This is a genomic window from Elusimicrobiota bacterium (assembly GCA_041658405.1).
In the GTDB taxonomy this organism is placed as follows: domain Bacteria; phylum Elusimicrobiota; class UBA5214; order JBBAAG01; family JBBAAG01; genus JBBAAG01.
Map to the genome: position 1 here is coordinate 57956 of JBBAAG010000009.1, position 14216 is coordinate 72171.

Annotated in this window: 11 protein-coding genes; 5 read left to right on the forward strand and 6 right to left on the reverse strand. The window is 42.6% G+C overall.

Annotated elements, in window-relative coordinates; all coding sequences use genetic code 11:
- The first annotated feature begins 1 nt into the window (after position 1).
- The 5 genes from WC955_03310 to WC955_03330 are packed head-to-tail and all read left to right on the forward strand — an operon-like array spanning position 2 to position 5131.
- Positions 2–922, forward strand: coding sequence for an NADH-quinone oxidoreductase subunit H (locus WC955_03310; GenBank protein MFA5858075.1), 921 nt, complete (start codon positions 2–4; stop codon positions 920–922).
- A 4-nt stretch (positions 923–926) separates the two neighbouring features.
- Complete coding sequence (locus WC955_03315) at positions 927–1559, forward strand: hypothetical protein (protein ID MFA5858076.1); 633 nt, start codon at positions 927–929, stop codon at positions 1557–1559.
- Positions 1560–1565: 6 nt separating this feature from the next.
- Positions 1566–3017: a hydrogenase 4 subunit F gene (locus tag WC955_03320; protein MFA5858077.1), complete on the forward strand. Its 1452-nt coding sequence runs from the start codon at positions 1566–1568 to the stop codon at positions 3015–3017.
- A 6-nt stretch (positions 3018–3023) separates the two neighbouring features.
- Entirely contained in the window at positions 3024–4619 is a 1596-nt protein-coding gene (locus WC955_03325) for an NADH-quinone oxidoreductase subunit C (protein MFA5858078.1), read from the forward strand.
- A complete protein-coding gene (locus WC955_03330) occupies positions 4616–5131 on the forward strand; it encodes an NADH-quinone oxidoreductase subunit B family protein (GenBank protein MFA5858079.1) in 516 nt (171 codons plus the stop codon). The genes WC955_03325 and WC955_03330 overlap by 4 nt, the downstream gene beginning before the upstream one ends.
- Here WC955_03330 and WC955_03335 read toward each other — a convergent pair.
- The 6 genes from WC955_03335 to WC955_03360 all read right to left on the reverse strand — a co-directional run.
- Positions 5123–6178, reverse strand: coding sequence for a Gfo/Idh/MocA family oxidoreductase (locus WC955_03335; protein ID MFA5858080.1), 1056 nt, complete (start codon positions 6176–6178; stop codon positions 5123–5125). The two genes, WC955_03330 and WC955_03335, sit on opposite strands and share 9 nt — an antisense overlap.
- A gap of 2 nt (positions 6179–6180) precedes the next feature.
- Positions 6181–6975, reverse strand: coding sequence for a sugar phosphate isomerase/epimerase family protein (locus WC955_03340; protein MFA5858081.1), 795 nt, complete (start codon positions 6973–6975; stop codon positions 6181–6183).
- A 17-nt stretch (positions 6976–6992) separates the two neighbouring features.
- A complete protein-coding gene (locus tag WC955_03345) occupies positions 6993–11855 on the reverse strand; it encodes a PQQ-binding-like beta-propeller repeat protein (protein ID MFA5858082.1) in 4863 nt (1620 codons plus the stop codon).
- A gap of 67 nt (positions 11856–11922) precedes the next feature.
- Positions 11923–12486, reverse strand: a complete 564-nt coding sequence (rsmD, locus tag WC955_03350) for a 16S rRNA (guanine(966)-N(2))-methyltransferase RsmD (protein ID MFA5858083.1) — start codon at positions 12484–12486, stop codon at positions 11923–11925.
- A gap of 157 nt (positions 12487–12643) precedes the next feature.
- Positions 12644–12964 carry an RNA-binding protein gene (locus tag WC955_03355; GenBank protein MFA5858084.1) on the reverse strand — a complete coding sequence of 107 codons (321 nt, stop codon included), beginning with the start codon at positions 12962–12964 and terminating at the stop codon, positions 12644–12646.
- Positions 12965–13250: 286 nt separating this feature from the next.
- Positions 13251–14216 (reverse strand): glutamine synthetase (locus WC955_03360; protein MFA5858085.1); only part of this gene is annotated, 966 nt, incomplete at its 5' end.

Sequence of the window (14216 nt, forward strand, 5' to 3'; positions counted from 1 at the left end):
TATGGACACTATACTGGCAATAATACAAACACTGGTACTGATAAGCATCGCTCCGTTATTAAGCGGCGTGATCCGTAAAATTAAGAATACGCTACGCATGCGGCAAGGCGCGCCGGTATTACAACCGTACTACAACCTCTCAAAACTTTTTATTAAAGATGACACTTTTTCTACGACATCCTCATGGATACTGCGTATCACGCCATACATAGTCCTTGGATCCACGATTACTGCGTTGTTACTTGTCCCGTCGATAATCCGCGGTATTTCTTTGGAGTACACCGGTGATTTTATTACACTAATTTTTGTACTTGCCCTTGGCCGTTTTTTTCTGGCATTAGCCGGGCTGGATACCGGCAGTGCATTCGGCGGGATGGGCTCTTCCCGTGAAATGTTTATCTCCGCGTTTGTAGAACCTGTAGCTTTAGCTTCGATCTTCACTATCTGCCTAAGCTGCGGAAGTACAAATTTAAATATTGTCTCCACACTGGTACAGATGCGTATCTCTACGGTAATCGCTGCAGCTGCATTGTTTGTAATAACAATCGCTGAAACTTCACGCCTGCCAGTGGACAACCAGGAAACACATCTTGAACTAACAATGGTACATGAAGCAATGATCCTCGAATATTCAGGAAGATCACTGGCAATGATAGAACTTGCTGCGCATATTAAACAAATACTGTTCTTCACTTTAATCTCACTCCTCTTTTTCCCGCCAGGGATATTAGAGGGCAGCGGATTATGGTTTTACGCTGCTGATGCCGCGATGTATATTACAAAACTCGCAGCACTTGCATTAATAATGTCTGTACTTGAAATAATGATTGCCAAGCTGCGCTTATTCCGCGTACCTGACCTGCTTGTATTCAGTTTTGTCCTTTCCTGTATTGCAGTAGTAATAACGTCACTGGGGTATTGATCGTATGAACATATTTTTGATAGCTATCCTTATAATGTCGTATATAATGGTAATATCAAAACGCATGACGTCGATTATTAACATGTTTTCATTACAATCCTTCTTCCTGTTTTTATCAACATTTTTAATTGCCATGGAACTCAGCAGCGTAGAACTCTACGTTGTCTCTGCGTTGATACTTATATTAAAAGTAATACTTATCCCGTGGTTCCTCCACGACATCGTAAAAAAAGTGCACGCAGACAGTAACCTTGGGTTTTATATCAACCCCATACTATCGCTCTTCATTGCGATACTGTTAACTTACCTTGCATACTTTTTTACCTTACGCATAATGCCGGCTGATAATCATTTTGATACCATAGCGTTTATAGTATCGCTCTCTGTAATTTTAATCGGTTTATTTATTATGGTCTTCCGCATTAAAGCGTTAACACAGGTTATTGGTTTACTGATAATGGAAAACGGCCTTTTTCTTGCTGCGGTAGCTATGTGCGGAAGCATGCCGTTTTTTGTAGAGATTGCACTTTTCTTTGATATATTCATGTTTGTAATCATCATCGGCATATTTGTATACCGTATAAACGAGTTATTTACGCATATCGATGTGGATAAACTCAATAATTTAAGGGGATAATAACAGATGCAGGCATTATTTATTTTACTAATACCTTTAATCCTTGCGATCCTCCCTGCATTTGTTAAATCCAACAAAAATAACGGTATTGCCAATATCGCGGGGTACACACTTGCGCTTGGCATAGCAGTTGTCTTAGCATCGCATCCCAGTGAAAAACTGTTGTTTCTGAACTTTTTCTATATTGACGCATTAAGTATGTACTTCATGCTTACCGTTACGGTGATAAACCTCGCGACTGCGTTATATTCTACGGGATACATACAAAACGATTTAGACAAAAAAGTTATTTCACAAAAAAAAGCGCGGTTATACTACGTTTTGTTCAATATATTCACATTCACTATGCTGTTAGTAACCGTACTCAACAACCTGGGTATCGTATGGGTTGCGATCGAGATGACAACGCTCACTTCCGCGTTTCTTGTAGGGTTTTATAACGACAAAAAATCGGTGGAAGCTGCATGGAAATACATAATCATATGTTCAGTCGGTCTCACACTTGCGTTTCTCGGAACCATACTGTTTTACTATACAGTCTCAAAAGACGGCGGGATGACAAGCCTTAACTGGACTGACATGGTATCAGTCATCCAGCGGCTGAACCCGCAGGTACTAAAAATAGCGTTTTTATTTATCATAGTAGGTTACGGCACAAAAGCCGGCCTTGCACCGATGCACACCTGGCTTCCTGACGCGCACAGCCAGGCATTAGCGCCGATAAGCGCGTTACTTTCCGGCGTACTGCTAAAAATATCATTCTACGCTATACTAAGGTTCTCAGTTATTGTTAACCAAAGCATAGGTTCACAGTTTACAGGACGGTTATTCATAATCTTCGGCTTGATTTCACTTGGTATTTCCGCAGGGTTCATACTATTGCAAAAAGATATCAAACGCCTGCTCGCGTATCATAGCGTTGAGCATATCGGTATCATAGCATTCGGTACAGGTATCGGCGGTGAATTAGGTTTATTTGGCGCTTTACTTCATGTGTTTAACCACGCAGCAACAAAAGCGTTAATGTTTTTCAGTGCGGGTAATATTATTAAACAATACGATACGCATAACATGCATTTAATAAAGGGTGTAATCAAAACTATGCCGTTCACCGGTTTCTTCGCTCTTACCGGCGCGTTTGCGCTTGGCGGCCTTCCACCGTTCTCTATTTTCTTAAGTGAACTAATAATTTTAATTGCCGGGTTCACAAAAGGCGCAGTCGTTGCGAGCTGCATATTCCTGGTATTTTTAGCAACAATTTTTGGCGCACTGATTTTTCATTTCAGTAAAACAATCTTCGGTCCTGCCCCTGAGGGCGCTATTACTGAAAAAGTACCGTTAACCACAAAAATATCGTTTCTCCTGCTATTCACCTTGATTGTACTGTTAGGCATATATATCCCTCAATATTTTGGAACACTGATTACCTCCGCAGCTGCGGTTCTGCAAGGAGCATAGTAAATTATGGAATATAATGATATTTTGAAGGAACTAAAAGATAAACATAACGTCCTGCCGGAGAACATTATAACCCTCCACGGTGAGGAAGTGTATATTGAAACCCCGGATAACACTTTTGCTAGTGCGTGCCGGTTTTTGCATAAAAAACTCAAATCACCGGTAATGATGATGTATGCCACAGATGAACGTAAAGACCGCAGCAGGTACGTTTTATACTGCGTATTTATCAGTGTTGAACACAAAAAATGGTATTTCTTAAAAACCCCAATCCCAGGCGACAACCCAGCGTTTCAATCCATAGCGAAAGACATTTTTTCTGCTAACCTTTTTGAACGCGAGATAAAAGAAATGTTTGGGATAAAGCCTGAAGGCAATCCTGATATGCGCACACTGCGGTTACATGAAGAAGTATGGCCACCCAACAACTTTCCATTACGTAAAGATTTTAGTGCTGCTAGTGCAATAAAAACGTCAGCAGTAACAAAACAAGGTTATAAGTTCAACAAAATTGATGGTGAAGGAATCTTTGAAATCCCGGTCGGGCCGGTCCATGCGGGTATCATAGGCCCCGGGCATTTCAGGTTCAGTGTTGCCGGTGAACCTGTGATCAACCTCGAGATACGATTAGGGTTCACTCATCGCGGGATTGAGAAACTCCTTGAAGGTAATCACCCGCTAGACGGGATAACACTTGCAGAATGTGTCAGCGGCGACACTGCGTTTGCGCATTCACTTGCATACTGTAATGCCCTAGAAAAAGTTTATGGCCTCAAAATTACGGAACACGCAATGGTATTACGCAGTATATACCTTGAACTTGAACGCATGTACAACCACGTATCTGACATCGGCGGTATTGCCCTAGATGCAGGATTCACTTTCCCCTCTGCATACTCTTCTATATTAAAAGAAACACTGTTATGCCTTAACGACAAAATTACCGGCAGCAGGTATCTCAAAGGCATAAACACCATCGGCGGGGTAACAAAAAATATTGATGAGCCCGCAAGAAAACTTTTAAAAACAACCTTAGACACAGTGATGCCTGATTTTATCGAACTAACCGAGATACTATACTCCAGCGCATCTTTTATGGACCGCATAGAAACCACCGGGATACTAACAAAGAACGTGGCGGAGGACCTTGGAGTTATAGGTTTAGCCGCCCGCGCATCAGGTATTCCTCTGGACTTACGCACCAACTTCCCTGGGATTTATGATAAAACAAATCTTAAAATTATTACGCAACCCAGTGGCGACTGCGCAGCACGGTTTAACATGCGGGTACAAGAATTTATGGAATCCGCAAGGGTAATCAAAGAATTAATACAAATATTACCCTCCGGTGAACTGTGCAGAGAAGAAATTATCCCGCGAACAAACGCGGGTTGCGGATTAGGTTATACCGAAAGCTGGCGCGGGCCAGTGTTATACTGGATAAACACAGATGCCGACGGTAAAATTGCCCGCTGTAAAATTGTAGACGCCTCATTCCGTAATTGGCAAGGCCTGGCATTTGCTCTCCCGGGCAATATCGTCCCTGATTTCCCGTTATGCAACAAAAGCTTTAACTTGTCATATTCAGGTAACGATTTATGATTAAAATATTTAAGAACAGCTTAATAAAAGGTATTGTCACACAGCGGATTAATACAGTTAACCCTGAATTATCAAAAGAAATACGGGCTGCAGGTCAGGAATTACATACTGTTATCAATAAAAAGTTCAGCCGGTCTTTTCATATAAGACAAGTTGATACCGGCTCATGCGGAGCATGTGAGTCCGAAATTATTGCAACCACAAACCCGATTTACGACATCCAGAGGTTCGGCATAGATTTTGTTGCATCCCCGCGCCACGCTGATGCGTTACTCGTAACCGGTCCGGTATCAAAAAATATGGAATTAGCTTTACTAAGGACTTATGAAGCAATGCCAGAACCAAAACTGGTGATCACCCTGGGCAACTGCGCGTTAAACGGCGGGTTGTTCAGCAAATCGTATTACACAGTCAATAAAGTCAGTGATATAATACCTGTTGTGTACCACATCCCGGGATGCCCGCCAAAACCGTTGGAGATAATCAAAGCGCTAACAAAAATATTATTTTAACTCAACCGCACATTTTTTTTCAGCAGATTCGTATATGGCATCAAAAAGTTTTTGTATAGTAATATAATTATCCAAACTTGTTCTCGGCTGCTTTCCTTCGAGTATAGCATCCGCAAAATCTTTTATAAGGTCCGGCATCACAGCGCCAGCGCTTTCCTTCCCACGCCAAATTTCTTTTTGCTGAGTACCGTTTTGTTCATCGCTTAAATCAACGGTAAAAACTTTTTCTGCACCGGAATCCATAATAGCGTTCAACGCGCCTTTGTCCCCCACGATTTGCCATGCATCCTGTTTATGCGCTGTGGCGTACTCACTGCGTTCGATACTTAAGACAATATTATTTTCACACATGATCATTACCATATAATGCGTATCTGCATCGGAACCCGGAGCAATATGGCTGGCATATACCTGCGGGACTGTCCATGTCCGCGCTAATACGGTTTTTGGGGTCAGCTTCCACCCTGTTAAACCCAGGAGATAGTCAAGGTCGTATACACCCCAGTTTACGAGTATCCCTCCGCCGTTAAGAGATTTTTTTAATCTCCACTCAGGCCGCGGTTTATCCGGTTTTTTCCCGCATGCACCGTGGCACCGGCAATACACCGTACGAATATTCCCAAGTGCACCGGATTTGATAATGTCAGTAACTACCGCTGATGATGGCAGAAACCTTGGCCGTGAAGAACAACACCCGGCTACTAGCTTACCCTTAGCGTTCATCAGCTGCATATACTCACCCATATTCATTGCTGCGGGCTTCTCCAACAAAATATGCTTCTCGTTTTTTAGTGCTTGTACCGCCAACGGTGCACGTCCGACGGTAGGAAATGCAAAAATAACGGCATCAACATTTTTGTCGTTCAGTAAATCTTCAACTTTAGTGTAATACTTTGGAACATTAAACTGCTTTGCCACAGACTTCGCGGTTTCTTCATAAAGATCCGCAATTGCCACAACCGTTGATGACGGGCAGTTAACCCCTGCTTCAATATGTTTTTTACCCATTACTCCGCATCCAACAACGCCTAATTTAACTTTTTCCATAATTACTTATCAAACTCCTTAATTGCAGCGATTTCACGCGGTAAATGTTTTTCCCATGGTTCCCATTTTATCCATTCACCACTGAGATATCCTGTATATCCTAACTCTCTCAACGCCAATACCGCGGCTTTGTGGTCAACCACACCCTGTCCAATCGGTACCAACTCATTCTTCTTTCCTTCTTGCACACTGATATCATGAAAATGCACGTGTTTAATCCATTGACGCAGGGTATCAAACGATTCTCTTATAGTTGCAAGTTTATTAGTAACCGGATGCGCGATATCCCAATTAACCGCTATATTCGGATGGTTAACTTTCTTCATGATCTCAGCAACATGTTTTGGGTCACACCAATTATCATGGGTTTCCATACAAACATCCACCCCGCGTGTTTTTGCGTGTTCCGCAACAGAAGATAATGATTTTACAATCGATGCCATTGAAACGTCCCGGGTAATTTCTTTCGGAATAATACCGCCAAACACACGGATTTTTGTCACCCCGACATCCCCTGCAAGGTCAATAAATTTTAGTGTCTGTCCGACATTTTGTTCCGCAGTACTCGGATCTGAATATTTACAGGAAGTTGCAATACACGAAAGAGCGATGCCGGACTGCGAAACTTCACTCTTAATTTTTTCTCTTGTACTTTTATCAGTTTCGATCTCAACCCCGTGGTTGTGCTTAGATTCAGCCCTTGGCTCAATCCCGTCATACCCGAACCTTTTTGCTGTATCCAACAATTCCTTCAACGACAGTTCCGGACATGAAAAACTCATAAATGAATACTTCATTGTTATTAAACTCTCCTTTACCTTATGACAACCACTTTACCTGTCTGCTTGAAAACATTTGATTCAAGATAGGTAAAGTAGATGCCGTTAGACACCTTCTTATTTTCCTCATTTGTTCCATCCCATTCAATCGCACCCCACCCGTTCTTTTGGTCACCATTAATAATTTTCACGAGTTCACCTGCCATATTATACACTTTTAACCTTATAAACGACGCATCCTCAACGAGATAGTATTGTATAACAGCTTTTGCATTACTGGTGCCGTCTAACTTATTACCCATAACACGCATAAGATTTTCTGTCTTACTGATATTCAAACTGACATAGTAAATATTTGACTTTTTTAGTCCCGCTTCATCTTCCATATCAACCTGCACGTTTAACACCTGCCCTGAAACAAGGTCTGTTTCTTTTAAAATATACGCGTAAGTATAGTTAATCACAGCGTTCTGTATTACCATAGACGTCCTTGTGGCAATACGGTTATTTATCTTTACGACAGGATCAGCTTTCAAAGGTTCCGTAACAGCAAACTTTACAAGCAACTGCCCTAACTTTGTAATTACTGAAGGTACTGTCTTAACATCCTGTGTTTCCGGTGGTTCGGAATCAACCGGCGTACCCTGCACGCTCTGTGTATACCCACTGGGGTTACCCTTAGCATCCACCGCAATTATACGGTACCAGTACGGAACATTATTCTTCAATCCTGAATCAGTAACTGATGTAAACCCTTTTTTTACAACATTAACTTCAGAATACGTTCCGTTTTCTCCGGTTTCTGAACGGTAAATACGGTATTCCGCGACATCCGTATCTGCGCTTTCCGTCCAGTTTACCAACAACTGTTTACCTGAAGCCACTGTTACTAGCTGCGGAATACCCGGTACTGCCGGGGCAATCATGTCCGTGGAACAAGATGCATATGTCCCCGTGGCAGGAAGAACTGTACTTTCATTACCTGAAGTATCATATGCCGTAACAGTATAATAATATGTTACACCATTTACCAGGCTGACATGCACAAAATCCTGGCTTGCGATATCCGCTTGATACTGTTCCATTGCTAATAACTCAAACGGTCCCGAGGTAGAAATTGAAGAGTAGTATACGCGATAGCCCGCGATGTCGTCTTCATCCGCTGTACTTGCGTTCCACGCTACTTTTATCTCACCCCCATCATCGGTACTTGATACCTCTAAACCCTGGACGGCTGTTGGAACGGTTGTATCCACCCCGGTAGTATAACCAGACACCATAGACGAATCATCACTGACATTCCCTGCATTATCCGCTGAGCGTACTTTATAAAAATACGTTGTCCCTTTCAATAACCCTGTATCGATATAAGTTTCCGACTTTATTCCGGTTGCTACAACTATTGAATACACGCCATTCGCCTGGTTCCCGCGGTAAAGTTTGTAGTGTTCAGTATTTTCGACACTGTCCCACCTCAAACTCAAACTCCCACCGGTACCAAGATCAGTTAATGCAAGATTTGCCGGCGGAATAGGCTTTTCCCCAACACCGGTAGGAATTGCGGTAACTTCTGAAGAATACATACTTTCATTTTTGTTTGTACTATCCACTGAAGTTAATACGTAGTAATACTTTTTACCGTTTTCTAACCGTAAATCTGTGTAGCTCGTAAGAGTTTTTGAAATCACAGCAACAACTTTTGATGAGTCATAATTACCCGATACTTCAGACCGGTAAAGCCTGTATTCCTGAAGATCCAAAGCAGAAACTACGCTCCATGATAACTTAACCTTCCCGCCTTCGCTTGTGTTCACAGCACTAAATCCTGCGGGTACACCAGGCGGTGAGACGTCGTTTATTGGATACATAAATGATACGTTTGAAAACTGGTCAGACTCACCAGCAGAATTAAACGCCTTTATCTTAAAGTAGTAGGTTGTACTATTAACCAAACCTATCCTGGTACTAAAAGTTACTGTACTTGTCATCACAGAATCATAACCTGATGAATACGTAGTTGATTCCCACACAGTATACCCGATTGCAGCGGTATGGTTTGTATCCACTACCGGCGCTGACCACCAAAGTTCTATCATTCCACTTTTACCATTATTTTTTGTCTGAAGATTAAACGGTGCGTTAGGTTTTGTTATACTCTCAACTGGCTCTGCGGATGCTACAGCAGATACTGCGCTATCACCTATATTATTAAATGCCTTTACTACATAATAATACCTAGTACGGTTAGTCAACCCAGTATCTATATACGACGTTTCTACTGTTTGGTCCAACATCTTTGTGGTATTATCCCATGGCCCTGTATTTGAGTTAGACCTATACAACCTATATCCTGCAGACGCATCACCTGTTGATGATGGTTTCCATATAACCCGTATCTGCCCGGCAATACCTGTAGCAACAGCAGTTACATCAGTTGGCGGGTTTGGCGCTTTAGTCGATACTCTCCCCAAAGCCATAAGATGACCGTCACATGTACCGACATACACGCGTTCACCATAAGGAACCATTGCACTCGTAACCGTTCCTACACCCGCACGATATTTCCAGTACAATGACCCGCTGTTACCGTTATCTTTTACCGCAAAAACCAAACCGTTAAACCGGCTCGGCCCGTAAACCACACCGTCTTTTTCTATGACACGGCTTCTCCTAGTTTCTGCAACAGCTTCACCTGCCTTGTCATATAATCTGACGTTCCACACAGGCGATCCGCCGGAAGCTACGGTGTATGCTCTCATATAACCATTTGTACTTTTGATATAAACATGCGTTCCCGCTTCATTCACGCCTAATGAATTCCAGGTCGCTTGCGAATTTTGTGTGCTCCATTTAACAGTACCATCCGCGGAATCAACACAGATTAACCCGGCAGTATATCCTGACCTTGGTGCACCCGCACCAAAAACGCATCCTCCTGAAATTACAGGGTCAGAGATCGCAGGAGCATAATAGAAACTTGTAGCTACTAATGACTCCCATTTTTTTGCACCGGCAAGTGTTACTGCATGCATATACCCGGACCAGTTAGTAAAATACACTGCGTTGTTAAATATAACCGGGGTGTTACACATTTCCTTGTGGCCCTGTATTACCGACCCGCCGTGGGTAGTTGCCCGGCCGTCATATTTCCACTTAAGCTTGCCGTCAGTTAAATTAACTGCATATAAATCCCCGTCAATTGCGCCAAAATACACCACGCCGTTATCAATCCTCGGCGTCCCGTAGATTGACGTAGGCGAGTCAGGATAACCTAAACTAACCTCATTTGCCGGGTCATCAGGAACTGTATAACGCCACTTTAACGCTCCGCTGGACGCGTCAACTGCGAATAAATTTCCGTTATATGAACCAAACACCACTGTTTGTCCGTCCACTGCCGGGCCGGAACTTTCTTCTAACGCTTCGCCATACTTATTTTTATCAAATTTCCATATCTCTGTACCGTTTATGTCATAACAAAAAGCATATCTGCCGTATGGGTTAAGATACAAATTATTGTTTGCCACAGCCATATCCGCTTGTATATCTGCGCCGACATCTTTTCTCCATACTGACGCGCGGGCATAATCGTCGGTCTCCGTTTTTCTTACGTTAACATTCACCCAAACGTTACGATACCACTTTTTCCCGTCGGTAGTATCAAACCGTACTTTAAGCCTGTGTATCCCGTTTATCTGATACCACGGTGCCGCTAAGGTTCTGCTATTAAGCGCATCATATTCCGCAAGGCACGCTGCAAAATCTACGTTCGCCGTTGCCGTTGCAACTGATGAACTTACTTGTACAACTGTCATAGGTTTGAAATATGTATTAGCAAAAAGATCACCTGTTGCAGGGCAGCCCCCGTCATCTATCTGATAATACGCGGAAGTAATTCCTGCGATATGCCCCTGGTATAATTCAATTTTTACGCTGACCGCTTTAGTTGTATCTGTGAGATACTCATCATTCACCGGTGAATTAAATGTTATCTTAGGATACCGCGGTGCGGGAAGGTTTATCGTACCTCTTGGTGCACTTAGGGTACCGTTTGTGGGATAATCACGGACTTCAATTTTGCTAGGTGAAATGTTTATTACCCCTACACCGCCATATATACCTGATCCTGCTGTATTTTCATCCATAACACCGTCAAACGAAAACGCTGAAACGTTATCGTTGGTCCCGGTATAATTCTTTTTACTATGCACATGCCCGTATAACATTAGTGTAACATTATAATTTTTTAATAGTTCCACTAACACCCGCGCGTTATCAACATACCGGCCTTCACCCATGGTACTGGCAGTTTCATCAACCGGATGATGTAAAAAACATACCACAGGCCCGCCGATACTCGCCACAGGACTGGCATCGAGAGTAGATTTTATCCAGTCAAGTTCCGGTCGGGACATATGCCCGTCATCGCCGTTGTTGCACATTGCTCCGTTGAGGAGAAGAAAATGGTATGCTTTTGTGGGATCAAACCCTGCGGCACTGGAATGATTACCATTAACGTCGTACATAAAACTACTCCGCGCAGCACCCACGCGTTCACGGTAGTTTATGGAGCCCGCTCCGCGAATAGAATCGTGGTTCCCCGGTGAACCTTCATATAATGCAATTGATGAGTTAAAGTTTTTTACTATACTTTTGTACATATCATATTCTCTTCTCAACCCGGCTTCAGCCATATCGCCTGGATTTGCAACAAATTTTGGTGCCGGGCTCATACTATTTACCATTGTAACCGCTGCCTGTGCACGCGGATTTGTATACCCTGTGGGATAAAGTATATGGGTATCCGTAAAAACCAGAAATTGAAAATCTGCGTATACAATAGATGATATACACAAAAGAATCGTTAATACACAAAAACACATTTTCTTCCCGAACATCTGAACTTCCTCCCATGTCATCATAAAAATAAACGGTTTATTAACTTTTAATATACAAGTATATCCACTAGGCACGATAAAAGTCAAGAACGGTATCACCATAACGTTCAGACCGGAACAATGCCAGGGTTCCAACAGAACCAGGTAATTTTTCAGTATCATGATGCTGAACTATGACCCACGCACCGGGACGAAATATTTTTAGCACGGATATTATCTCCACGGTATTCACTCCAAGTTTAACAAACGCGCCGGTATCATCATGATACGGCGTCCCGGCAAAAATTATGTTAAATTCATATGGAATAAACAACCTAGGGTCAACCGTCCGCGGTAAAACTTCAGCTTCTTCTGGAACCCTTATCCCGCAAAGTTGAAGATTCTGTGTAATTATTCGCACAGACCGGCGGTTATTATCTACAAACACAGCTTTTTTTGCACCCCGGGATAACGCTTCAATCCCCACACTCCCGCTACCGGCATAGAGGTCAAGAAACATTGCACCGCGCAGTTTCGGCGTCATAATATCGAACAACGATTTTTTTATACGTGAAAGTATCGGCCGGACTTCAAGCCCAGGCAAAGTCTTCAATTGCCGTCGTATATATTTCCCTGCGATTATGCGTAACATATCATGTATTATACAAAATTACCCGTGTTTAATAGAAAAAACAGAACGGGGATATAGAAAACTATTTCTCTGTATCCCCGTTCACTTATTAGTTTATTTTAAGAAGCGGTAAAACTATTGTTCTCCGCTACGTATATCTAAACTACTACGCTGGTTCTTAGAACCGGTCCCGTCTCGGAGGACGATCACCGCCACCAAAACCACGTCCGCCGCCGCCTTCACTGCGTTCACGCGGAGGGCGCGCTTCAGCGACGTTAATTTTACGCCCACCGATTTCGGTGCCGTTAACTATCTCGATCGCCTTCTTTGCTTCTTCTTCTGTTGACATCTCAACAAAAGCGAACCCGCGCGACTTATCCGTGTATTTATCTTTAATTACACTTGCGCTGGTCACTGTCCCTGCTTTTGCAAACGCTTCTTTAAGCTCTGCGTCCGTTGTTGTAAAACTCAAGTTGCCTACAAATAATTTCATACCCATTCTTACTTACTCATCCTTTTTCTTATTCTTTAACCTCGCACTAGCAAACTTTTAATTCAAAAAACTGCTACTGCTTTTCTTCCACAACCGATACTCTACTCGACCCTTCTCAGAAAACTACGCTCTAAGATGTTTATTTTTCACGTTAATTTAACTTTCGCTGGTGAATTCAGCTATTCCCTTCCAAACCTCTCTTTACATTAATCTATTAAGATATTGTACTACATTATTATTATTAATCAAGTAAAATAAATAATATTCTTTAAAAAGAACAACTAACTAAATTTTACAGTATCGGCAAATACTTCTCAAGTTCGTAATTTGTAACGAACTTACGGTAATTATCCCACTCAACCTTTTTGTTCTCCACAAATTCGGTGAACATATGTTCTCCAAGCGTATCCTTCACTAACTGACTTTTTTCGGTTAACTGCAACGCCTCATATAAACTCCCCGGAAGCATATCAATCTTCCGGCGTTTACGTTCCGTTAACGGCATATCATAAACATTTTCTTCTACAGGTTCAGGTACCGCAAGTTTTTCTTCCAACCCCCTCAACCCAGCACGTAATAGCACGGAAAACGCGAGGTACGGGTTACAGGAAGGATCAGGTGAACGTAACTCAATACGTGTCGCATGCTCTTTCCCGGGTTTATACATAGGTACACGAATAAGGTCAGAACGGTTTTGTTGCGCCCATGAAAGATATACTGGCGCTTCGTATCCCGCAACCAACCGTTTATACGAGTTTACCCATTGGTTAAGAATTGACGATACTTCCGGTGTATACTTCAATAACCCCGCAACAAACTGCTGTGCATCTTTTGACAAGAAATACTGTCCCTTGGCATCAAAAAACGCGTTTTTACTACCCTTGAAGCACGACATATGCGTGTGCATCCCGGACCCGTTCTGTCCAATCAACGGTTTGGGCATAAACGTTGCGTAAACATCATGTTTATACGCAATCTCTTTTACTACCAGCCGGTAGGCCATAACATTATCTGCCATCCGCAGCGCATCGGTATACCTAAGATCAATTTCGTGCTGGCTCGGTGCGACTTCGTGATGGCAATACTCAACCTTAATACCCATTTGTTCAAGCGCAATCACGGTATCTCTCCGCAAATCTATCGCCTCATCCCGCGGGGTAAGGTCAAAATATCCGCCTTTATCCAGAAGTTCGGTTCCGCTTGAATTTTTGAAATAAAAATATTCAAGTTCCGGCCCGACATAGAAATGGTCATACCC

Coding starts and splice junctions, on each gene's coding strand:
- WC955_03310 (MFA5858075.1), top strand. CDS start 2: ATGGACACTATACTGGCAATAATACAAACACTGGTACTGATAAGCATC.
- WC955_03315 (MFA5858076.1), top strand. CDS start 927: ATGAACATATTTTTGATAGCTATCCTTATAATGTCGTATATAATGGTA.
- WC955_03320 (MFA5858077.1), top strand. CDS start 1,566: ATGCAGGCATTATTTATTTTACTAATACCTTTAATCCTTGCGATCCTC.
- WC955_03325 (MFA5858078.1), top strand. CDS start 3,024: ATGGAATATAATGATATTTTGAAGGAACTAAAAGATAAACATAACGTC.
- WC955_03330 (MFA5858079.1), top strand. CDS start 4,616: ATGATTAAAATATTTAAGAACAGCTTAATAAAAGGTATTGTCACACAG.
- WC955_03335 (MFA5858080.1), bottom strand. CDS start 6,178: ATGGAAAAAGTTAAATTAGGCGTTGTTGGATGCGGAGTAATGGGTAAA.
- WC955_03340 (MFA5858081.1), bottom strand. CDS start 6,975: ATGAAGTATTCATTTATGAGTTTTTCATGTCCGGAACTGTCGTTGAAG.
- WC955_03345 (MFA5858082.1), bottom strand. CDS start 11,855: ATGTTCGGGAAGAAAATGTGTTTTTGTGTATTAACGATTCTTTTGTGT.
- rsmD (MFA5858083.1), bottom strand. CDS start 12,486: ATGTTACGCATAATCGCAGGGAAATATATACGACGGCAATTGAAGACT.
- WC955_03355 (MFA5858084.1), bottom strand. CDS start 12,964: ATGGGTATGAAATTATTTGTAGGCAACTTGAGTTTTACAACAACGGAC.